The 22091-nt window shown below is 41.4% G+C and carries 19 protein-coding genes and 1 pseudogene; 3 read left to right on the top strand and 17 right to left on the bottom strand.

Annotated features, from left to right (window positions below; translation table 11 throughout):
* Positions 1-21: 21 nt before the first annotated feature.
* From dnaJ to Q0R88_RS11985, 5 genes are all read right to left on the bottom strand, one after another.
* The gene (dnaJ, locus tag Q0R88_RS12005) at positions 22-1191 is read right to left on the bottom strand and encodes a molecular chaperone DnaJ (protein WP_295716376.1); all 1170 of its coding nucleotides are present in this window, start codon (positions 1189-1191) and stop codon (positions 22-24) included.
* 130 nt (positions 1192-1321) lie between these two features.
* Positions 1322-1933 carry a nucleotide exchange factor GrpE gene (locus Q0R88_RS12000; protein ID WP_295716374.1) on the bottom strand — a complete coding sequence of 204 codons (612 nt, stop codon included), beginning with the start codon at positions 1931-1933 and terminating at the stop codon, positions 1322-1324.
* Positions 1934-2165: 232 nt separating this feature from the next.
* The gene (locus Q0R88_RS11995; RefSeq protein WP_295716373.1) at positions 2166-2846 is read right to left on the bottom strand and encodes an ATP-binding cassette domain-containing protein; all 681 of its coding nucleotides are present in this window, start codon (positions 2844-2846) and stop codon (positions 2166-2168) included.
* A 4-nt stretch (positions 2847-2850) separates the two neighbouring features.
* Positions 2851-3054 (bottom strand): fructose-6-phosphate aldolase, encoded by a 204-nt coding sequence (locus Q0R88_RS11990; protein ID WP_295716372.1) that lies wholly within the window; start codon positions 3052-3054, stop codon positions 2851-2853.
* Positions 3055-3161: 107 nt separating this feature from the next.
* Positions 3162-4187 carry an acyl-CoA reductase gene (locus Q0R88_RS11985; protein ID WP_295716371.1) on the bottom strand — a complete coding sequence of 342 codons (1026 nt, stop codon included), beginning with the start codon at positions 4185-4187 and terminating at the stop codon, positions 3162-3164.
* 100 nt (positions 4188-4287) lie between these two features.
* On the opposite strand from Q0R88_RS11985, the gene Q0R88_RS11980 reads away from it, so the two are divergent.
* Both Q0R88_RS11980 and Q0R88_RS11975 read left to right on the top strand, forming a co-directional pair.
* Positions 4288-4641: a 4Fe-4S dicluster domain-containing protein gene (locus tag Q0R88_RS11980; RefSeq protein ID WP_295716369.1), complete on the top strand. Its 354-nt coding sequence runs from the start codon at positions 4288-4290 to the stop codon at positions 4639-4641.
* A 186-nt stretch (positions 4642-4827) separates the two neighbouring features.
* Positions 4828-5589: a C40 family peptidase gene (locus tag Q0R88_RS11975; RefSeq protein ID WP_295716367.1), complete on the top strand. Its 762-nt coding sequence runs from the start codon at positions 4828-4830 to the stop codon at positions 5587-5589.
* Between the two features lie 15 nt (positions 5590-5604).
* On the opposite strand, the gene Q0R88_RS11970 is transcribed toward Q0R88_RS11975, so the two are convergent.
* The 12 genes and pseudogenes from Q0R88_RS11970 to Q0R88_RS11915 all read right to left on the bottom strand — a co-directional run bounded on the left by Q0R88_RS11970 (position 5605) and on the right by Q0R88_RS11915 (position 17144).
* Positions 5605-6507: a WD40 repeat domain-containing protein gene (locus Q0R88_RS11970; protein WP_295716365.1), complete on the bottom strand. Its 903-nt coding sequence runs from the start codon at positions 6505-6507 to the stop codon at positions 5605-5607.
* A gap of 99 nt (positions 6508-6606) precedes the next feature.
* A complete protein-coding gene (gene hisIE, locus Q0R88_RS11965; RefSeq protein ID WP_295716363.1) occupies positions 6607-7194 on the bottom strand; it encodes a bifunctional phosphoribosyl-AMP cyclohydrolase/phosphoribosyl-ATP diphosphatase HisIE in 588 nt (195 codons plus the stop codon).
* A 197-nt stretch (positions 7195-7391) separates the two neighbouring features.
* Positions 7392-8174, bottom strand: coding sequence for an imidazole glycerol phosphate synthase subunit HisF (hisF, locus tag Q0R88_RS11960; protein WP_295716399.1), 783 nt, complete (start codon positions 8172-8174; stop codon positions 7392-7394).
* Positions 8175-8183: 9 nt separating this feature from the next.
* Positions 8184-8516 (bottom strand): annotated as a pseudogene (locus Q0R88_RS11955) (endonuclease domain-containing protein); the annotation flags it as partial.
* 57 nt (positions 8517-8573) lie between these two features.
* Positions 8574-9323, bottom strand: a complete 750-nt coding sequence (locus Q0R88_RS11950; RefSeq protein ID WP_295716362.1) for a 1-(5-phosphoribosyl)-5-[(5-phosphoribosylamino)methylideneamino] imidazole-4-carboxamide isomerase — start codon at positions 9321-9323, stop codon at positions 8574-8576.
* Positions 9324-9328: 5 nt separating this feature from the next.
* Entirely contained in the window at positions 9329-9919 is a 591-nt protein-coding gene (gene hisH / locus Q0R88_RS11945; RefSeq protein ID WP_295716360.1) for an imidazole glycerol phosphate synthase subunit HisH, read from the bottom strand.
* A gap of 87 nt (positions 9920-10006) precedes the next feature.
* Positions 10007-11149, bottom strand: a complete 1143-nt coding sequence (hisB, locus tag Q0R88_RS11940) for a bifunctional histidinol-phosphatase/imidazoleglycerol-phosphate dehydratase HisB (RefSeq protein ID WP_295716359.1) — start codon at positions 11147-11149, stop codon at positions 10007-10009.
* Entirely contained in the window at positions 11150-12193 is a 1044-nt protein-coding gene (gene hisC / locus Q0R88_RS11935) for a histidinol-phosphate transaminase (RefSeq protein WP_295716358.1), read from the bottom strand. It abuts the gene before it with no gap.
* A 248-nt stretch (positions 12194-12441) separates the two neighbouring features.
* A complete protein-coding gene (gene hisD, locus Q0R88_RS11930) occupies positions 12442-13728 on the bottom strand; it encodes a histidinol dehydrogenase (protein WP_295716357.1) in 1287 nt (428 codons plus the stop codon).
* 77 nt (positions 13729-13805) lie between these two features.
* Positions 13806-14657, bottom strand: a complete 852-nt coding sequence (hisG, locus tag Q0R88_RS11925; RefSeq protein WP_295716355.1) for an ATP phosphoribosyltransferase — start codon at positions 14655-14657, stop codon at positions 13806-13808.
* 300 nt (positions 14658-14957) lie between these two features.
* Positions 14958-16499: a hypothetical protein gene (locus Q0R88_RS11920; protein WP_295716354.1), complete on the bottom strand. Its 1542-nt coding sequence runs from the start codon at positions 16497-16499 to the stop codon at positions 14958-14960.
* 153 nt (positions 16500-16652) lie between these two features.
* Positions 16653-17144, bottom strand: a complete 492-nt coding sequence (locus tag Q0R88_RS11915) for an HAD family hydrolase (RefSeq protein WP_295716353.1) — start codon at positions 17142-17144, stop codon at positions 16653-16655.
* 428 nt (positions 17145-17572) lie between these two features.
* On the opposite strand from Q0R88_RS11915, the gene gltB reads away from it, so the two are divergent.
* Complete coding sequence (gltB, locus tag Q0R88_RS11910) at positions 17573-22090, top strand: glutamate synthase large subunit (protein WP_295716352.1); 4518 nt, start codon at positions 17573-17575, stop codon at positions 22088-22090.
* Position 22091 lies beyond the last annotated feature (1 nt).

Below are 22091 nucleotides of genomic sequence, written 5' to 3'. Positions count from 1 at the left end.
TTCAGCCTTCGGCTCTCCGCTTTATTCAAAATATTCCTTCATCCGTTCAAAGAAGCTTTTCTCGTTTTTGCCCGGATTTGGTTTAAAGTTAGGGGATGATTGTAGTTTTTCCAGTATCTCGCGTTCTTCGCGACTTAATGCCTTTGGTGTCCATATGTTGATGTGCACCAGCTGATCGCCGCGGTGATAGGAATTTACCTCTGGTGTTCCTTTGCCTTTAAGGCGTAATATTTTACCGCTTTGTGTGCCTGGTTCAATCTTTATTTTGGCCTTGCCGTCAATAGTTGGTACTTCTACTGTAGTACCTATGGCTGCATCAACAAAGTTTACATGCAGGTCGTAAATTACGTTGTTACCATCGCGTTTTAAGGTTTCATGCGGAATCTCTTCTATCAGTATGATCAAATCGCCCGGTACACCACCACGTGGGGCAGCATTACCTTTACCGCTCATGCTTAGTTGCATGCCTTCGCTTACACCTGCAGGTACGTTAATTGTGATCAGCTCTTCGCCGCGCACAACACCATCACCATGGCAAACATTACATTTTGATAGTATGGTTGATCCTTCGCCGTTACAGGTAGGGCAAGTGCTGGTAGTTTGCATCTGGCCCAAAATGGTATTGGTTACCCTGCGCACCGCGCCCGAACCACCACATGTTTTACAGGTTTGGAAAGAGGCTTTATCTTTAGCACCAGAGCCATCGCAGGTTTTGCAGATGATCTGTTTGTTTACTTTTATTTTCTTTTCGGCGCCGTTGGCAATTTCTTCAAGTGTTAAACGTACTTTAATACGCAGGTTGCTGCCACGGGCTACACGCCTGCCACCAGCACCACCACCCTGGCGACCGCCGCCGCCAAAGAAACCTTCGAACGGACTGCCACCACCAAAAATGTCACCAAACTGGCTAAATATGTCGTTCATATCCATACCGCCGCCGCCATAACCACCGCCATTTGGTGATGAAGCATTGGCCGCATGACCAAACTGATCATAACGCTGGCGTTTTTCAGGACTGCTTAAAACTTCATAAGCTTCTGCTGCTTCCTTGAATTTTTCTTCCGCCTCTTTATCGCCCTGGTTTTTATCAGGGTGATATTTAATAGCCATTTTACGATATGCCTTTTTTACATCATCAGCATTAGCTCCCTTTGCAACACCAAGAATATCGTAATAATCTCTTTTAGCCATGTATTTAATTATTGAATTATTGATTTAGTGAATTAGTGAGGTGTTTTTGAAATGTAAAAATTAGTGCATCAATGAATTGAACATATGGCTCAAATCAATAATTCACTAATTCAGTCCCTCAATAATTGAATTACGCTCCTACAATTACTTTGGCAAAACGAATTACCCTGTCTTTCAGGTAATAGCCTTTTTCCATTTCATCAATCACCTTGCCTTTAAGGTCATCGGTAGGGGCAGGTATATTTGTAATAGCTTCCTGCAGGTCGGCATCAAAGGGGGTTCCTATTGATACCATTTCTGTTAAGCCTTTTTGTGTAAGTATATTTTTTAATTTATTTTGAATTAAGGTAACACCTTCTTTAACAGGGGCTACTTCAGTCGCTTTTTCCATAGCGCGTTGTGCACGTTCAAAATCATCCAAAACCGGAAGTAATGCAATAATTAAATCCTTTCCTTCAGTTTCGCGGGCTTCGGCACGTTCTTTCTGCGTACGTCTGCGGAAGTTGTCAAATTCGGCATACAGGCGTAAATATTTATCATTGGCCTGTGCCAGTTCGTCTTTTAATTTATCTTCCGCAGATGGACTTGCTACTTCGTCCGCTTCAACAGCTTCAACTGTTTCAGTTTGCTGGGCTTTAAGCTGTTCTTCCTCTGCTAAGTTTTCCTGGGTAGGCTCATTAATATTTTCAGGAGTATCCATATTTTCTTTCTTCTTTTTCTTCAACATGTCGTTAAATTTCATAGCTGATAGTGCCAATCAAGTATCCTGCCATTGCATTAAAGCCGACAAGCTGTCAGTGGTGTGTTTTATTATAGGCAGGAGTGGCGCAATATGCGCAAGGGTGACAGGATTATTTGTCTGATTATTTTTTTTGGACGGGGGATTGTCTGAACCGGAATTCATCGAATTAAAGAATGACCAGAATTTTGAAATTCTATTAATTCAATAAATTCGTTTAATTCCGGTTCAGAAACTATATTTCAGCATCCTCCAAAACTTTACCATTCTCGCATTTAATGATACGTGACGGGAAAGTGCGGATGATATGATAATCATGCGTAGCAATAAGTACGGCAGTACCCATTTGGCTTATCTGCTTTAGCAGCAGCACAATTTCTTCTGATGTTTCGGGGTCAAGGTTACCCGTTGGTTCATCGGCAAGGATAATTTCCGGGTCGTTAAGTAAGGCACGGGCAATTACCACCCGCTGCTGCTCGCCGCCAGAAAGCTCATGAGGCATTTTTTTAAGCTTAGAGCGTAAACCAACCTTCTCCAATACATCAAGAGTACGTTCTGCTATTAGTTTTTTATCTTTCCAGCCTGTAGCGCGCATCACAAAAAGCAGGTTTTGCTCAATGGAACGATCGGTAAGTAATTGAAAATCCTGGAAAACAATGCCCAGCTTACGGCGCAGGTAAGGTACATCCCGGCTTGGCAATTTGCTTAGTTCATACCCGCAGGCAGTTCCTGTGCCACTTTTAATGGCAAGGTCGCCATAGATAACCTTAAGCAGACTGCTTTTTCCTGAGCCGGTAGAGCCTATGAGCCATACAAAATCTCCCTTATCAACATGCAGGTTTACATTTGATAATACCAGGTGCGCCTGCTGAAAAATATCAACATTATTTAGCTTAATAATAGAGTTCCCAATCATCTTTTTATAGCTCCAATTTTAAAATCTGCCCAAAAGGCAAATCTTTAATAATATTCATAATATAGTCGGCCTTATCAGTTAACCCAACCTTATCCAGTGATTTTTCGGGCCTATCTACCCTGAAATATGCCAGCAGCGTAAACTTATCATCCCTCAACTGTACATAATCGGGTATTTTGGCAACGCCTTTAACTTTTATAATATACATTTTTTTAGCTTAAGGCTTAAAGCAAAAAGCTTAAAGCATTTTTTATCTCAAAGATAGCTTTTAGCTTTAAGCCTTCGGCTTTCAGCATTTTCAAAGGTATTGTAATTTTAAAGATTTGACAAAAATTCCATTGTATCAATACCATCGGCATAATCCCATAATGCGGGTTGCTGACTTTGGCCAAACGCAACCACCTGGTTGTTTACACTTATAGGGGCGGTGGCAACAATACATTGTATATTTTCGGCTTGTTGCTCCAATGTTTGTTGTGCCGATGCCAAATTATCATAATAACCAAAATACAACACGGCCAGGGGCGAAGCTATTCTTTCATCTTCCTTAAGCATCAGAAAGCCATTATCCAGGTGTTTATTGCTGTTTACCAGATAAATAGATTTGTTGTAGTCGTAATTATTGTTGTATTTATGATGATGGATGATAGCCTTATGATCCTCAATCGATTCAAAAAAGAAATTGAAATTATAATCCTTTGGCACCAGCAGCTTACTTACATTGCGGCAGCCTAAACCATAGTAATCAAAAATATCATGACCAAGTTTAAATAATTGCTCTGCGGTTTCTTCACCGGTAATTAATGCGATGCTGTTCCTGTTTTTGCGAATGATGTTGGGCACTTTGCCAAAGTAATAATCAAAGTATCGCGAGCTGTTGTTGCTGCCTGTAGCAATAATGGCATCAAAATCTGCCAATCTTTCCACAAAGCTAAATTGTTCGGCAAAGCCCGGATCGATATCAACTAATTTTTGCAAAATTACCTTAATCAGGCGGGCATCCTGTGATGATGCTTTAATAAGCGCGTGATTGCCAGATGCCAGCACGCAAAGTACATCATGAAAACCCACAAGAGGGATATTGCCGGCCAAAATAAGCCCTACCTTTTTGTTGGCAGCTTCCTTAGCGAGGTTGTATTTAGATAACCAGTTTTCCAGATCGGCTTCATTCAGCATCTTGCCAATGGCTGTTACGGCCTGTAAAACACTTTGGGGGGTGAACCAGGCGTTGTGATAACGCTCATCTTCAATAGTAGCCATCAGTTGTGCATCGGGGGCAATTAACTGCTTTCCTAAGCTTGAAAATGAATTTATTGAATTTTTTATGTTAAATTTTGACATATTTATGGTAAGGCTTTAAGCCCTTAAAGCCTTTTTTGTTATATTTGTGCGCTTGTAAATTACGGGCAAAGTTAATTGAGATTATTATATATTTAGAAATATGGCGATTAAAATCACCGATGAATGCATAAACTGCGGAGCTTGCGAACCGGAGTGCCCCAATAATGCTATTTATGATGCAGGTGCAGCGTGGCGCTTTAGCGACGGTACCGGTCTTAAAGGGGTTATTGATTTTGGAGATGGCAATACTTTAAATGCCGAAGAAACCCAAGCTGCTTTATCCGATGAAATATATTATATAGTTCCGGATAAATGTACCGAATGTGTTGGTTTTCATGATGAGCCGCAGTGTGCTGCTGTATGCCCGGTTGATTGTTGTGTTGATGATGAGGATATCCGCGAAAGCAAAGAAGAACTGTTAGCCAAGAAAGATTGGCTGCACATGAACGAATAAGATATTGATATTAAATCATTAGAGGGAACAGCTTGCTGGTCCCTTTTTTTGTGCTAATTTAATATTTTAATATATTAGCTTAATCATTTTAGCCGCACCCCTTTGGCTAAAATATACCAATTATAATATTGTAACTACTTTAGCGGTTATAATGTATTGCTAATTTTATTTCTATCTAACTAAGCTATGGAATATGGCATTTGTAACCTTGCGGTTATTCCGCTTCGCGCAGAACCTAATGAAAGGAGTGAGCAGGTATCGCAGGTTTTGTTTGGTGAGGCATTTGAAATTACAGAGTGGGCTGAATATTGGGTTAAGATCATTACTGATATCGATAACTATGTTGGCTGGATAAGCAGGCTACAGTTTGCCCCGCTGGGCCATATTGCTCATAAAAATTTAAAAAGCCATCAACCACCCTTAACTTACAGGGCTGTAACACAAGCCTGGAAAATTGCTGATAATTCTGTTATTTATTTGCCGGCAGGTAGTTCGCTTGCTTTTTTGGAGGGTACAACCTGTAAAATAGGAGGTGATAGATTTGAGATCATTGGTGAAATTGGAGAGAATGAAAATATTGCAACTACGGCAAAGTCGTTTTTAAATGCCCCTTATTTATGGGGTGGTCGAACCCATTTCGGAATTGATTGCTCTGGCTTTACACAGGTGGTATTTAAGCTAAATAAAATAAAAATAAAGCGTGACGCCAGTCAGCAGGCAGAAGAGGGGGTTAAAGTTAACAGCTTAAAAGATGCACGCCTGGGCGATCTGGCATTTTTTAATAACGCCGAAGGAAGAATTACCCATGTTGGAATACTGCTTAATGGCGAACACATTATTCATGCATCGGGTAAGGTTAAAATAGATTTGATTGATGATGATGGAATTTATTCGGTTGGGTTAAAAAGACACACCCATAAGTTACACAGCATAAAAAGATTTTTTTAAGCAAACGTGGTATCGCTATATGGTTATATTCCATACCATAATGCTTTTATCATCGCTTACTGATATAAGGTGATCTCCGTTCCAGGCCAGTTTATTTACCGAGAGGGGATGGCTTGCATATCCTTTTTCCCGGCTGATGATTTTGTAAAGTTTAAAATCATCAGATCCCCATATTTTAATGCTTTTGTCCATACTGGCAGTGGCAAAATAGGGTTGCGTAGGGTGGAAGAGAATGTGATTTACTGCAAATAAGTGCGCGGGAATATTTTTTATAAGCTGATAGGTTGCAGTATCCCAGATCTTCACCTGTGCATCACGCCCTCCCGAAATAAGGTGCATTCCATCAATGCTGTAAGTTAATGAAAAGACCGACATGGTATGCCCATGCAAGGTTTTTATCAGGGCATAATCCTCCAGGTCGTAAATCTTTACCTGGTTATCCCGGCAACCAAAGGCTACCCGTTTTTCATCGGGCGAAATGGCGATGCAGCGTACCGTATCGGCAGATACAGTGAAGCTGTGTACTATCTCTAATGTATCCAGGTTCCAAACGGACACTGTGCCGTCTTCAGAGGCTATTAGCAGTTCTTTTTTATGATTAACGGACCTGATATCAAAAATTGGTTTAATGTGGTGTCTAAGCGATTTAATGATCTTCTGTTCAATAAAATCAAACACCAAAACCTCTCCACTGCGTAAGCCTGCAAACAATAAAGGATAGCCGGCAGGGCAATGAATAGCATAAACGGAAGCCTGAACCGGGAAGATTACTTTAATAAAGGAATTGTCCTTTAGGCTCCATTCTACCAGTCCTTTATCGTTACCGCCGGTAAATAATATACCAGGTTTTTGCGATAGTTCCAGTGTGAAAATCGGGTTGCCGTGTCCGGTTAGTTCAGCTATTTTTTCCGCGGTCATTTTTCAATTTGCTTTATCGGTTTGCGGGTTATCAGTTTGCGGGTTGCAAGGGGGGATTTATAGTGAATCAGCTACAAACTGCTTACCGCAAACTGCTCACTATTTGTGTCTGTTTTCCAGATTTTTAGCAATTGTTTCAAGTGTTAAACCTTTTTCGCGAAGCAATACCAACAGGTGAAAAACAAGATCTGATGATTCATTGATCAGGTCTGTTTCAGTTTCTGCAAGTGCAGCTATCACGGTTTCAACACCCTCTTCGCCAACCTTTTGCGCTATTTTGTTGAGTCCTTTATTCCTAAGTTTATTAACATATGAACCTTCAACCGGGTTTTCATATCTATCGGCGATAATATTTTCTAGTTCTAATATAAAATTCTGGTTGTATTCGGTTTGGAAACAACTGCGTGAACCGGTATGACAGGTTGGGCCGTCAGCTTTAACTTTTATCAGCAGAGTGTCGTTATCGCAATCAATGCGAATGTTTTTCACATGCAAAAAATTACTGCTGGTTTCACCCTTGGTCCACAAGCGGTTTTTTGAGCGGGAAAAGAAGGTAACTATATTTTCTGCAACTGTTTTATCATAAGCTTCCTGGTTCATATAACCCAGCATCAGCACCTCTAACGTTTGCTCATCCTGGATAATAACCGGCACTAATCCGTCTGTTTTGCTAAAATCTATATTCATATCTGTTGTTCTGGTTCCTGTTGCGGGTTGCCAGGTTAGTGTGTTATTAGGTTTTCTCCACTGCCTGTGTCCTCACAGGCAGCTATCCGGAGCAAGTTGTCTGTGAGGACACAGACAAGGTTATAAGTTCGGCATGACTAAGGTTGTTAAAGTGTTTGTCACAATCCCGAACCTCGTAACCCGCAACCCGAACCCAATTATATCCTCACCTCAATATTATTACTCTTCAATACCGCTTTCAAATCAGGTATCAATATCTCACCGTAGTGAAACACTGAAGCTGCTAAAGCTGCATCAATATTTGTTTTTTCAAACACATCAATAAAATGCTGTACAGATCCGGCTCCGCCAGAGGCTATTACCGGTATGTGCACCGCATCGTTTACTATTTTGAGCAGGCCATTGTCAAAGCCCGCTTTAGTGCCGTCGTGATCCATAGAGGTAAGCAGGATCTCGCCTGCGCCCCGGCTTTCGGCTTCCAGTATCCACTCCAGTGTTTCGCGTTCAGTTGGTAAACGGCCGCCATTCAAATGGACGATATTTTTATTGCCAATACTGCGTGTATCCACCGCAATAACCACAAACTGAACACCAAATGTTTTAGCCAGTTCATCAATGAGGGCAGGGTTACGTACCGCAGCCGAGTTGATGGATATTTTGTCGGCGCCGGCATTTAACAATGCATCTGCGTCTGCAATTTCATTGATGCCACCACCTATTGTAAATGGTATATTGATCTGCCTGGCTACTGCTTTTACCAGTTCAACCATCGTTTTACGGCGTTCAACAGTAGCCGTAATATCCAGGAAAACCAGTTCATCTGCACCCTGGCGAGAGTAGTTCCAGGCCAGCTCAACCGGGTCGCCTGCATCGCGCAGGTCAACAAAGTTAACACCTTTTACCGTACGGCCGTCTTTAACATCAAGGCAGGGAATAATTCGTTTACTTAGCCCCCCCCGCCCCCTAAAGGGGGTGCTGATTTGCGTGGTTATTTGTTCCAACACTTTATTTAAGTTGTTAAATACTTCATCGTTTGTGAAGCGTAATACTTTGAGTCCGTCAAATTCTAAGTTATTCTGCCTTTCAACATCGTTTAGGGCTATAGCCGGAAGCTGATGAATGTCGCCATCCAGCTCTATAACCAACTTACGCTTATGGCAATAAAAGTCGGCTATATAGATACCTAACGGGTGTTGTCTTCTGAATTTGAAACCTAACTGATTGTTTTTTAAATGCCCCCAGAGTACTTCTTCAGCCCCAGTCATTCTATAACGAAGAGCTTCTGCATTTTTAAAAATCGGAGCGCCAGCACCCAAAAACATCCGTTTTTTCATATGCAATTATGGTTCCCCCTTTTAGGGGGGGTAGGGGGCTATATATTATATAGAAATCAGCGATTCCAGATTCCAGTTCTTTATATCTTCAATGCTGATATGCCCTTCATAAATGGCTTTGCCTACTACAACTGATTCTACTTTTAAGCGACTAAGTTTTTCGATATCATTCATAGAGCTTACGCCGCCAGAAGCGATTAGCTTGATGAAGGGAGAATGGTCAAGCAGTTTCTCGTACAGTTCAATACCTGCGCCGCCCAGCTTGCCATCTTTATTGATATCGGTACATAAAAAACGGAAAAAGCCCAGGGCAAGGCATTTATCAACGTAATCCATCAGCTTAATTGGTGAACTTTCCATCCAGCCGGAGTATTTAATTACCTCATCCAGTACGTCGATAGCGATAACTACCTGGTCAGAACATTTGTCTCTGCCGCAGATTGATTTACCTAATTCTGGTAAAAATTCCGGATTAGTAAGTGCCTGGGTGCCTACTATAACACGATGAACGCCGGCATCTATTAACTCTTTTACCTTATCAATACTGCGGATACCTCCACCATATTGCACTTTCATTTCGGTTTTACGGATCACATCAAACAGGTATTGCTGGTTGCTGAAATCGTTTTTGGCGCCATTCAAATCAATGATATGGATAAAGTTGGTGCCGTTGCTTTGGTAACGCTCAATCATTTCTTCAAGCGTTACATCATATTCTGTTACCTGTTGGTAATCACCCTCACGTAGTCGCACTACTTTTTTATTCAGAATATCGATAGCCGGGATTATGTACATGTCTTTTATATTTTTGAAAAGTTTGTTAATAGTGTTTCACCATACACTCCCGATTTTTCGGGGTGAAATTGTACGCCATAAAAATTATCCCGCCAAATTGATGCCGAAAATTCATTATTATAGTTGGCCGATAATAAAGTATAAGCTTTATCATACTCAATAAAGTATGAATGTACAAAGTAAAAATGTGAACCTGACGGTATATTTTTAAATAGTGGATTTTCTTTTTCGGGAAATACCTGGTTCCAGCCGGTGTGCGGAACTTTGTATAAATTACTATCCTTAAACCTTAAAGTTTTAATTGGAAAGATATCTAAAAGGTTCGAATCCCCTTCCTCAGAATGGGAAGTGAGCAACTGCATGCCCACACAAATACCAAGCGTTGGCTTTTTTAACGCCTTAATAGTTGGAACCAAACCTGTTGATTCCAGCTTTTTCATGGCTGCTCCGGCATGCCCAACACCCGGAATAATATAACGATCATATTGAGCAAAATCTTCCTCGCTATTGATCATGCCATAAGGTATGCCCAACCGATCAAGTGCTGCTGTCAGTGAAAAAATATTTCCGGCTCCGTATCTTATTATACCTATCATTCTTTTAGTTAGAATCAAGAGTCAAGAATCAAGAGTCAAGAAAAAAACAGTAATGTCTTGATTCTTGACTCTAATCTCTTGACTCTTTTATAAAAGTCCCTTAGTGCTTGGTAAAACCATCTTATCTACATCACGTTTTATAGCCATTTTTATTGCCTTTGCAAAGGCTTTAAATATAGCTTCAATTTTGTGATGTTCGTTTTGTCCTTCGGCTTTAATATTTAAATTACATTTTGCCGCATCGCTAAACGATTTGAAGAAATGATAAAACATTTCTGTTGGCATTTCGCCTATCTTTTCTCTTTTAAACTCGGCATCCCAAACTATCCAGTTTCGGCCACCAAAATCAATAGCCGCTTGTGCCAGGCAATCATCCATCGGCAGGCAAAAGCCGTAGCGTTCAATGCCCATTTTGTTGCCTAAAGCTGTAGCGAAAATTTCGCCTAAAGCGATTCCGGTATCTTCAATGGTGTGGTGTTCGTCTATATGGAGGTCGCCATTGGCAATAATTTCGAGGTCGATACTCCCGTGGCGGGCTATCTGATCTAACATATGATCAAAGAAATGCAAACCGGTAGAAACTTTGGCCTCGCCAGTACCATCCAGGTTTATTTTAATGTAGATGTCTGTTTCTTTGGTACTGCGGCGGTGCTCTATTACCCGCTCACCCAGTTTCAAAAATTCATAGATCTTTTTCCAGTCAGTAGTTTCTAAAGCTATGGTATCCTGGATATGATCCTCCTCGGTAAACTCACCGCCACCTAAGCCCGAATGATTATTTAGCCAGATGGCTTTTGCACCCAGGTTTTTGGCCAGCAATACGTCGTTTTTCCTATCGCCGATGGTAAATGATCCTTTCAGATCATACTTTTCAGCATCAAGATATTGTGTAAGCAAACCGGTTTTTGGCTTACGGGTAGGGGCGTTATCAGCAGGGAAGGTACGATCAATACAAATGTTTGAAAACTTTACACCCTCACTTTCAAAAGTTTTAAGGATGAGGTTATGTACCGGCCAAAAGGTATCTTCGGGATACACGGCAGTGCCTAAACCATCCTGGTTGGTCACCATTACCAGCTCAAAATCAAGCTCTTTGGCTATTTTTGGTAGATAGGTTAACGCGCCGGGATAAAAGGTAAGTTTCTCAAAGGAATCGATCTGCTCATCCGGCGTTTCATTAATCATCGTGCCATCACGATCTACAAATAATATTTTCTGCAGCTTGCTCATTTAAAAGTTCTGTAAGGTGTTAAGTAATATGGTGTTTTCATCTGGCGTACCTACAGTAATACGCAGGCTGCCCTCGCATAGTTCAATTTTTGAGCGGTTGCGCACAATGATGCCTTTACCTACCAGGAAATTATAGATGCCGTTTGCATCCGTGGTTTTAACCAAAATAAAATTCGCATCAGACGGATAGATATCTAACACAAAATCAAACTCTTTTAAAGCAAGTACCAACCTGTCGCGTTGGATAAGGGTTTCCTTTATCCATTCATTTACTTGTGCAACGTTAGCCAAGGCCTCTAAAGCCAGTTGTTGCGACGACTCGTTAACGTTATAAGGAGGCTTAACTTTATTCATTACCTCGATGATCTCTTCGGCGGCAAAAGCCATCCCAACACGCAAACCGGCAAGTCCCCACGCTTTGGAGAGGGTTTGCATTACTACCAGGTTGGCATATTCGGTTAATTCCTGTATAAATGTTTTTTGGCGACTGAAATTGATATAAGCCTCATCAACCACAACAATTCCATTAAAGTTAGCGAGCAGAGTTTCTATATCTTCCCGGTTAATGGAGTTGCCCGTTGGGTTATTTGGCGAGCAAATAAATATCAGTTTGGTATGTTCATCAATAGCCTCTGCAATGCCTTCTAAATTAAGTTGGTATTCTGGTGTAAGGGTTACTTTACGAGCCTCCACATCGTTGATGTTGGCCGATACCTCGTACATGCCGTAGGTAGGGGGTACCAGGATCACGTTATCTACACCTGGGTTACAAAAGCTGCGGAACAGGATATCTATAGCCTCATCGCTGCCATTGCCTATAAATATATTGCGGGCCGGTACGCCTTTAATTTCGCTTAGCCGCATTTTTACCGCATACTGCATAGGGTCGGGGTACCGGTTAAACTGTTGTGCCAATGGCGAACCATAAGCATTTTCATTAGCATCCAAAAAAACACTTGCTTCACCCTGATACTCATCACGGGCGGATGAGTAGGGTACTAACCGTTTGATGTTTTCTCTAAGTATATTATTGATATTGTACATTATTCTTTTAATCTTTTTCGATAAACGAATTTTTTTCACCCGTCATTGCGTGTCTATCTATGATCGACATGTTTGAAAACTACCTTTTTGTCATCCTGAGGAACGAAGGATCTATTCTCCATCATGCTTCTTCGCCCTGTACAGTCTGCGAATAGATCCTTCGTTCCTCAGGATGACAAACCTTTTAAAATGTCATTTCTCCTTCAGGGTACTTGGGTTTTATATACTCGCAATGACGCTTTTTCATGTTAATTATTACTCCTGATAGATACCGCATTCCTATGCGCATGCAGTCCTTCCATCTCTGCTAAAACCTCAACAGTATGACCGATATTTTGGATGCCTTCACGCGTGATATGCTGGAAGGTGATCTTTTTCACAAACGAATCAACCGATACACCAGAATAAGCCCTTGCATAACTGCTGGTTGGCAATGTATGGTTAGTTCCTGATGCATAATCGCCGGCACTCTCCGGGGTTAAATTGCCCAGGAAAACCGAGCCAGCGTTGATGATGCTCCCGGTGATCTGCTCCCAGCTATGGGTTGCCAAAATTAAATGTTCGGGTGCGTATTGGTTACTGAAGTTCATGGCTTCTGCAAGGCTGGATGTAACTACGATGTATGAATTATCCAAGGCTAACCTTGCAATTTCGGCACGTGGTAAAACCGGTAATTGTTTCTCTATTTCTGCCAATGCTGCATCTGCAATTGCTGCCGATGTGCAAACCAGAACCGATTGGCTATCAATGCCATGTTCTGCCTGTGCCAGCAAATCGGCGGCTATATAGGCCGGGATTGCAGTACTATCAGCAATTACTAAAACCTCCGACGGACCGGCCGGCATATCAATAGCGGTTGTGGTAGTTGATTGAATAATGGTTTTAGCCTTGGTTACAAACTGGTTGCCCGGACCAAAGATCTTATCAACTTTAGTTATAGTTTCGGTACCGTATGCCATTGCTGCAATTGCCTGCGAACCACCGGCAAGATAGATCTTATCAATACCCAACAGCAATGCTACATAAGCAATAAATGCATTTACCTTGCCGCTTTTTTGCGGGGGAGAGCACACCACAATTTCATGACAGCCGGCAATACGAGCCGGGATGCCCAACATTAAAAATGTACTTGGCAAAACTGCTGAGCCACCGGGGATGTAGAGGCCCACTTTCTCAATTGGCCTTAACTCGCGCCAGCAGGTTACACCGGGCATAGTTTCTACCTTGTCCTCAGATTTTAGCTGTGTTTGATGAAATTTATAGATGTTGTTATAAGCAGTTTCAAGAGCAGCCTTTTGTTGAGGGCTTATAGCTTGTGCCAGTTCTTCCAGTTCGGCTTTATCCAGGTAAAGTTTACTTAATTCAACCTTATCAAATTTGTGGGCGTAATCAATTAATGCCCTATCGCCATGTTGCTGAACGTTAGCTATTACCTCCTCAACAACAGCGCGGATCTCATTGGCCGGATCAACATTACGCTGAACCAGTTGCTGAATATCGCCAGTACTTAAATCTGAATAATTGTATGTCTTCATTGCAGTTATCAGTTTGCAGTGGGCGGTTTACTTTAGCAGTCTGAGTATTAATGCAAACCGCTAAAGTAAACTACCAGCTATAAAATTATCTTTTCAATTGGCATTACTACAATGCCTTGTGCGCCTGCTTGTTTCAGCTGGCTTATTCTATCCCAGAAATCACGCTCGGGGATCACGGTGTGTACAGCAACCCAGTCAGCCTCGGCCAATGGTACTACCGATGGGCTTTTAACACCCGGTAATAAAGCAATTACCGCATCAAGGTTATCTTTACGAACGTTAAGTACCACGTACTTAGTCTCTTTTGCGCGCAAAACAGATTGAATACGTTGTATCAGTTCCTGCACCAGGTGGTTGCCATCGGTGCCTTTGCTGCCAATTAATACCGCTTCTGACGACATTACATCAGCAAAAGGTTTTAAACCGTTGCTTTTTAACGTGCCACCGGTAGAAACAAGATCGCAAATGGCATCACTTAAGCCAAGGCCCGGAGAAATTTCTACAGAACCGGATATGGTGCGGATGTCTGACTGGATACCTTGCTCTTGCAAAAATTTTCGCAATATAACCGGATAGGTAGTTGCAATGGCTTTTCCGTTTAAATCGGCAAGCGACTGAATATCATTATTGTTTGGTACTGCAATTTTTAAAGAGCATTTGCCAAAGCCTAAACGTTGCAGGTAGTTTACTTCAACTTCGGTTTCCTGTATCACATTTTCGCCCACGATACCCAGGTCGGCAATGCCATCCTGAACGTATTCTGGAATATCGTCATCGCGAAGAAAAAGGATCTCTAAAGGGAAGTTTGATACTGGGGAAATAAGCGAGCTTTTGTAATTTTCGAAGTTTAAGCCGCAATTTTTTAGTAATTCGACTGATTTTTCGTTGAGACGACCAGATTTCTGGATCGCAATTTTAAGTGTTTTCACAAAATGAATTTAAGGAACTATAATAAAAAAGAGTATAAACGGAGGTTGTTATTTCGCGTAGAAACATACATTTAGCTGATCACCACATGGTGGTGATGCAGATGAAGATGATGTAAAGCGATACCGTTCATTTTTTATAGTATACTACGGGTAAGTCTGCGCAAATATAGACAGATGTTTTTTAAATCAAAATTTAATATGAATTTGTCTGAATTAGAATTTACAGAATTTGAGGATTTTCAAAATATTGCCTGAGCCGAATTGATGGAAATATTCGAATTTTTAAATTCTGTTCATTCTTTAATTCTGTAAATTCTGATTCAGATTATTTTCATCATACTCATAAATACCGCCCTCTGCCCCAAAATCTTTAATTAACCTCAAATGCTTTACTTTTTGAATATCCTTTATATTAATAAGCTCCGGATTTTCGAGTACGTTAAACCAGATGAGATAAAAACGTTTGATCTTGTAAAATTTGGCCACATCCTTTTTAAAAAAACGGTGAGGGACAAGGTATGATGACATGCCCGAGAAGAAGTAAACAGCCTCATGTGCATCTGTATAAATAGTAACTTTTGGGTCGAACTGGCTTTTATCTATCGTTTTTAAATAAGCAGCAAAGTCCGAATCGATCCAGCTTTCATCTGTATAACCAGGGTTGCCGTATTCTCCGGCTATTTGGTCAACATAGCGGGCTTTATCTATGAAAAACTCTTTGGTAACAAAGCCCAGCATCAGCACTATCATTATGCCGGCCACTATTTTGCGCGTGTTGGTATTTACTATTTTTTTAAGCAGCAGCAAGCCCCAGCTGGTATAACCCCAAAGCGCGGTTATATACATAGGCGCAAGCAAGCGGTGGTTAATGCGCTCATACCGTGAAAAAGTTGATGATATCACGATAAACAAACCATAAACCAAAGCGAAAGTAATAGCCAGGTTCTCGAAGCTATCTAAATGGCGTCGATAATAATTATATGCCAATGCCGCTATAAAGCCGAGCAATATAATGGTAGCCAAGGGTATAGATAGCCAGTATTGATTAGGGGTAAGTCCCATCCAATCACAAATCACATTGCCAAAATAATACAGGTTTTTACCGAACGAAGTTATAGATGGCTCCCGCGGGCCTGTAGTAGTGCCAGACATGAAAGCGTTAAACACCAGGTTGCTTACCAATAGTGATATGCAAACAAAGCCATATATAATAATGTGAAAAATCTTCTTTTTTAGCGGTAAAACCCTGTCAAGCAATAAAAGCAGCCCACCTGTGCCCACAATGGTAACGGCGGCATACCGGGTTATACAGCTTATGGCAGCTATAAGCGCCGCTATAACCAATGTTTTAATGGTATGCTTTAAAAGATATTCCCTAAAGGCTACCAGGAAAAACAGGGTTTCTACTATAAACAGTGTCTCTGACCATAAATAGGAGTACACCTGCAACAGCGCCGGACTCAATATGATAGCCACCAGCATCAACCATTTGTAAACGCGGGATGTTGGTACAAAACGGTGCATGATCCAACCACTCGTATATATCAGTGTTGCAAACATTAATCCGTTTAACACCGCGCCAAATATTACCGGATCGATACGGGTAATAAACATAATGCTCCCTAAAAATACTGGGTAAAATACCGGGAAATCAACAATAGGGATATGGTTAAATGTTTGTAACGTGCCGTTGGTATTCAAGCTGCGCGCTGCACTGGTATACATGATGGAATCCGGAGAGATGCCAATGCCACTGTATTTGCAAAATAGCTGGATAGCAAAAAAGCCAATTACTGCGGCGATGAATGTGTCGTAGTTTTTTAGATAGCGGCTAATTTGCATAAAGGTTTCTTTGCTTTGTAATAGTGGTAAAAGTTGTAGCGGGGTAAAATGTTTTAAAAATAGTTAAAAAGCCCCCTCTAAATCTCCCCCGGTAGGGAAGACTTTTGAATAATATTTTCAAATCCCTCCTTTCCGGGGAGGGTTTGGGTTGGGCTAAGCTATCAAATCCAATACTGTACTTATCGGCTGATCGCTATCTATCAATATGCCTTTAACGCCAGCAGAAGTTCCTGCTTCTACGTCGCGCTCGCGGTCACCTATAAAATAGGATAGGGTAGGGTCAATGTTGTATTTTTCGATGCCTTGTAACAACAAGCCGGGTTTTGGTTTGCGGCAATCGCAATCACCGGTGAAATTTGGATGGTGCGGGCAGTAAAAAAAGTCGGTTATTTCTACACCGTGTTCTTTATATACTTGTTTTAGATGATTATGCATTTTTGCAAGTTCATCCTCTGTATACCAGCCTTTAGCCAGGCCTCCCTGGTTGGTAGCTACCAATAGCATATATCCCCTGTTTTGCAAAGTTTTAAGCGCTTCGAAATTATCGAGTACATGAAAATCTTCAAAACGACGAACGTAATCGCCCATTTCCTGGTTTAGTACTCCATCACGATCTAAAAATACAGCTTTAATTTTTGCAGACATTTGTTATTAATTTTTTGCAAAGTTAGCAATTTTTAAAAGTTCGTGGGTGATATGTAATGGAACCAGGATTTTAGTCAATATCAGTTACAGGAAGTGCATTGTTTCTTCTCAATTAATAAATTTAAAAAAGACGACCGCATATATAGATTTAGCAAACAAAATTTTATTCTGTTATAAATAAATATACCGCTTGTATAAATGATTACGGTTAAATTGGTGCAACTTTATATTGATTCTAAACAATAAAACATCTTATTTTCATTTAGTAAATCATAATAATTGCCTGTTTGTGTTGATGAATTGTTAAATAAACATGATTTAAATAATTGATTTTTTAGAAATCTTTAAAAATTCTGATAAATTTTATAATTTATTTATATATCAGTAACTTCGTAGTTACACCATTTTATAAAACGGTTTAATTTACGATGAATCAAACTGAGAGCAACCAGGGCCTTTACAGGCCAGAATTTGAACACGACTCCTGCGGGACTGGATTTATAACCAATATTAACGGTCATAAAAGTAACCAGATTATTGATGATGCGCTTACCATGCTGGAGAACATGGAACACCGTGGCGCTTGCGGATGCGACCCAGAAACCGGCGATGGTGCTGGTATTTTGATACAATTGCCACATGAGTTTCTGATGGAAGAATGCTCAAACCTGGAGATCAGCCTGCCCGAACCGGGTGAGTATGGTGTCGGGATGATATTTTTTCCTAAAGATTCGGCACAAAAGAAAGCTTGTCGTATAGTTATTACCAATGCTATTGAAAAGTTAGGTCTTGTAAAATTAGGTTACCGCAAATTAACTGTTGATTCAATGGCAGTTGGTGAAACCGCCCGCCAGGCCGAACCTGATGTGGAGCAGATATTTATTGCCCGCCCGCATCATATTACCAACGCAGAAGATTTTGAACGTAAGCTATTCATTTTAAGAAGGTATATTAATAAAACCATCACCGAAACCATAGCTGGTGCGGCTGAACATTTTTATTTTACCTCGTTATCCTGCAAAACCATTGTTTACAAAGGACAGGTAACTACTTACCAGCTGCGTAAATATTATGCCGATCTTACAGATCCGCGTATTGCATCTGGTTTTGCCATGATCCACTCGCGTTTCTCAACAAATACATTTCCATCATGGAAACTGGCTCAGCCTTTTCGCCTGATAGCCCATAATGGTGAGATTAACACCCTTACGGGTAACTTAAACTGGTTTTATGCCGGTTTAAAATCATATGCTTCGTCGTATTTTACGGCCGAAGAAATGGACATGCTGTTGCCGGTGATTGATAATAACCAGTCGGATTCTGCCTGCCTGGATAATATAATCGAAATATTACTGCATTCTGGTCGCTCATTACCTCACGTAATGATGATGCTGATCCCTGAAGCATGGGATGGCAACGTACACATGGACCCGGTTAAAAAAGCGTTTTATGAGTATCATGCAACCTTAATGGAGCCTTGGGATGGCCCGGCTGCAATTACCTTTACCGATGGTAAACTGGTAGGAGCTTTGCTTGATAGAAATGGTCTTCGCCCGTTGCGTTATGTGATCACCAATGATGGCCGTGTTATAGCAGCATCTGAGGCTGGTACTTTAAATATTGACGAGAGTACCGTTTTACGTAAGGGACGTTTGCAACCCGGTAAAATGCTGTTGATTGATACCGAAAAGGGCCGCATCATTACTGATGATGAGATTAAAAAACAAATTACTTCACAACAGCCTTATGGCCGTTGGTTAGAGAATTATAAAATTAACCTGAGCGAACTTACTGAACCGCGTTTGGCATTTGCCAGCCTTTCAGAAGCATCTGTATTCCGTTACCAACAGGTATTTGGTTACAGTCGCGAGGATATAGATACCATTATTAAGCCTATGGCTGTTGATGGTAAAGAGCCCATCGGCTCTATGGGTACAGATGTGCCTTTGGCTATCTTATCTGATAAGCCACAACATTTATCAAGCTATTTTAAACAGTTTTTTGCACAGGTTACCAATCCGCCTATCGATCCTATTCGCGAGCGTTTGGTAATGAGTTTGGCTACCTTTATAGGTAACAACGGCAACCTGCTTGATGAGGATAAAATGCATTGCCATTGCGTGGTTTTAAAGCACCCGATATTAAAAAATCACCAGTTAGAGAAACTGAGAAGTATTGATACCGGCCTTTTCCATGCTAAAACACTGCAAACTTATTTTGTAGCCGATGGCATGCCCGGTTCATTAGAAAAAGGTATTGCAAGACTTTGCCGCTATGCAGAAGATGCTGTTGATGATGGTTTTGAGGTATTGATCCTTTCAGATCGTGCGGTAGATTCAGAACACGCGCCAATCCCAACTTTGCTTGCTGTTTCGGCAGTGCATCACCATTTGATTAAAAAAGGACGTCGTGGTGCTGTAGGTTTAGTTGTTGAAACCGGCGATGCATGGGAAGTTCATCACTTTGCCTGTTTGCTGGCTTTTGGTGCTACTGCAATCAACCCGTATTTGGCTTTGGCTACTATCGAAACTGTTAAAAATAACGGTAGTTTAGAAACCAACTACGATATTAAAAAACTGCATACTAATTATGTGAAATCAGTAAATGATGGTTTGCTAAAGATTTTCTCCAAAATGGGAATCTCTACACTGCAATCATATCATGGTTCACAGGTATTTGAGATATTAGGTTTAAACAAAAGTGTTGTTGACAAGTATTTCTGCGGAGCTGTTACCCGTATAGGTGGTTTAGGCCTGGATGAAATTGCCCGCGAAGCACTTTGTAAACACCGCATTGGTTTTAATGCAAAAAGTGCCGATAATTTACTGCCCGAAGGTGGTATTTACCAGTGGAAACGCAGGGGAGAGGCTCACTTGTTTAATCCAACTACTGTGCATTTATTACAACATGCCACCCGCAGCAATGATTACTCCGTATATAAAAACTATGCTAAAGTAATTAACGAGCAAACCGAAAAGCACTTTACTATACGTGGATTGCTTGATTTTGCCCATCACCGCGAAGCTATCTCTATTGATGAGGTTGAACCTGCAGGAAACATCATGAAACGCTTTGCAACAGGCGCCATGTCATTCGGGTCTATATCTCACGAGGCGCATAGCACTATGGCTATTGCAATGAACCGCATAGGTGGTAAAAGCAATACCGGCGAAGGTGGCGAGGATGAGATGCGTTATGAAAAAATGGCCAGCGGCGATTCAATGCGCTCGGCTATTAAGCAAGTGGCATCAGCTCGTTTTGGGGTAACGTCAAATTACCTTACCAATGCCGATGAGTTACAGATTAAGATGGCACAAGGTGCAAAACCTGGTGAAGGCGGGCAGCTGCCGGGTCATAAAGTTGATGACTGGATTGCAAAAACACGCCACTCTACACCAGGAGTAGGTTTAATTTCGCCACCACCACACCACGATATTTATTCTATCGAGGATTTGGCCCAATTAATATTCGATCTTAAAAATGCTAACCGTGCCGCACGTATTAACGTGAAACTGGTATCCAAAGCCGGTGTTGGTACTATAGCAGCTGGTGTTGCCAAAGCACATGCCGATGTGATCCTGATTGCAGGGTACGATGGTGGTACAGGCGCATCGCCAATAAGCTCTGTAAAACACGCCGGCTTACCATGGGAGCTTGGTTTAACCGAGGCTCACCAAACATTAGTTCGTAACAAACTACGCAGCCGTGTGGTATTGCAAACAGATGGTCAGCTAAAAACTGGTCGCGATTTGGCTATAGCCTGTTTAATGGGCGCCGAGGAGTGGGGTGTTGCTACTGCCGCGCTTGTAGCTGGTGGCTGTATTATGATGCGTAAGTGTCATTTAAATACCTGCCCTGTAGGTGTTGCTACTCAGGATCCTGAATTGAGGAAACTGTTTAGCGGCAAGCCAGAGCATGTAGTTAACCTGTTCCGCTTTATGGCCGAAGAACTTCGCGAGATCATGGCTGAGCTTGGTTTCCGTACCATTAACGAGATGGTTGGACGCGTTCAGTTCCTGAAAGTGAAAGATCATCTGGATAACTGGAAAGCTAAAAAGATAGATCTGAGCGGCATATTGCACCCGGTTACCAATACCAAAGGCATGACACTGTACAACAGTGAGCAGCAGGATCATGGAATGAGCGAAATAATTGACTGGCAGTTATTAGAGACAGCGAAAGTTGCTCTTGAAGATAAAACGCCTGTATTTGCTTCATTTGATGTAATCAATGTTAACCGTACTATCGGCACGCTTTTATCAAACGAAATCTCTAAAAAATATGGTTCTGCCGGCTTACCGGATAATACCATCAACTTTAAATTCAAAGGGTCGGCCGGGCAAAGTTTCGGCGCGTTTACAACCAAAGGAATTTCCTTTGAGTTGGAAGGCGAAGCTAATGACTATGTAGGTAAAGGTTTATGCGGTGCACAACTGGCTATCTATCCTGCAGCAAATGCAACATTTGTTCCTGAAGATAATATCATCATTGGTAACGTTGCGCTTTATGGTGCTACTTCGGGCGAGCTGTTTGTTGGAGGTATGGCGGGCGAGCGTTTCGCGGTGCGTAACTCTGGAGCTACCACTGTTGTTGAGGGTATTGGCGATCATGGTTGCGAATACATGACCGGTGGCCGCGCACTTATACTGGGTAAAACAGGTCGTAATTTTGCGGCAGGTATGAGCGGTGGTTTAGCCTGGGTATTTAACCCGGATAATAGCTTTGCCGAAAACTGCAATACCGAGATGGTAGACCTTGATCCTTTATCATTAGAGGATGAAGAGCAGATACTGGCTTTATTGCGTAAGCACATCAGCTTAACAGGAAGCAAGCTTGCCCAACAGATACTAACCAATTGGAACGAGGCATCAACCCAATTTGTTAAGGTGTATCCAAAAGAGTATAAAAGAGTTTTAGAGCAATTACAATATCAAACAATAGGCTAAA

This window comes from Mucilaginibacter sp. (assembly GCF_025362475.1).
Classification (GTDB): Bacteria; Bacteroidota; Bacteroidia; order Sphingobacteriales; family Sphingobacteriaceae; genus Mucilaginibacter.
Note: the sequence above shows the minus strand (reverse complement) of the source record. Positions and strands in the feature narration are given on the sequence as shown.

What these genes read in the sequence shown, in the direction of transcription:
- dnaJ (WP_295716376.1), bottom strand. Translation starts at nt 1,191, where the DNA reads ATGGCTAAAAGAGATTATTACGATATTCTTGGTGTTGCAAAGGGAGCT.
- Q0R88_RS12000 (WP_295716374.1), bottom strand. Translation starts at nt 1,933, where the DNA reads ATGAAATTTAACGACATGTTGAAGAAAAAGAAGAAAGAAAATATGGAT.
- Q0R88_RS11995 (WP_295716373.1), bottom strand. Translation starts at nt 2,846, where the DNA reads ATGATTGGGAACTCTATTATTAAGCTAAATAATGTTGATATTTTTCAG.
- Q0R88_RS11990 (WP_295716372.1), bottom strand. Translation starts at nt 3,054, where the DNA reads ATGTATATTATAAAAGTTAAAGGCGTTGCCAAAATACCCGATTATGTA.
- Q0R88_RS11985 (WP_295716371.1), bottom strand. Translation starts at nt 4,187, where the DNA reads ATGTCAAAATTTAACATAAAAAATTCAATAAATTCATTTTCAAGCTTA.
- Q0R88_RS11980 (WP_295716369.1), top strand. Translation starts at nt 4,288, where the DNA reads ATGGCGATTAAAATCACCGATGAATGCATAAACTGCGGAGCTTGCGAA.
- Q0R88_RS11975 (WP_295716367.1), top strand. Translation starts at nt 4,828, where the DNA reads ATGGAATATGGCATTTGTAACCTTGCGGTTATTCCGCTTCGCGCAGAA.
- Q0R88_RS11970 (WP_295716365.1), bottom strand. Translation starts at nt 6,507, where the DNA reads ATGACCGCGGAAAAAATAGCTGAACTAACCGGACACGGCAACCCGATT.
- hisIE (WP_295716363.1), bottom strand. Translation starts at nt 7,194, where the DNA reads ATGAATATAGATTTTAGCAAAACAGACGGATTAGTGCCGGTTATTATC.
- Q0R88_RS11950 (WP_295716362.1), bottom strand. Translation starts at nt 9,323, where the DNA reads ATGTACATAATCCCGGCTATCGATATTCTGAATAAAAAAGTAGTGCGA.
- hisH (WP_295716360.1), bottom strand. Translation starts at nt 9,919, where the DNA reads ATGATAGGTATAATAAGATACGGAGCCGGAAATATTTTTTCACTGACA.
- hisB (WP_295716359.1), bottom strand. Translation starts at nt 11,149, where the DNA reads ATGAGCAAGCTGCAGAAAATATTATTTGTAGATCGTGATGGCACGATG.
- hisC (WP_295716358.1), bottom strand. Translation starts at nt 12,193, where the DNA reads ATGTACAATATCAATAATATACTTAGAGAAAACATCAAACGGTTAGTA.
- hisD (WP_295716357.1), bottom strand. Translation starts at nt 13,728, where the DNA reads ATGAAGACATACAATTATTCAGATTTAAGTACTGGCGATATTCAGCAA.
- Q0R88_RS11920 (WP_295716354.1), bottom strand. Translation starts at nt 16,499, where the DNA reads ATGCAAATTAGCCGCTATCTAAAAAACTACGACACATTCATCGCCGCA.
- Q0R88_RS11915 (WP_295716353.1), bottom strand. Translation starts at nt 17,144, where the DNA reads ATGTCTGCAAAAATTAAAGCTGTATTTTTAGATCGTGATGGAGTACTA.
- gltB (WP_295716352.1), top strand. Translation starts at nt 17,573, where the DNA reads ATGAATCAAACTGAGAGCAACCAGGGCCTTTACAGGCCAGAATTTGAA.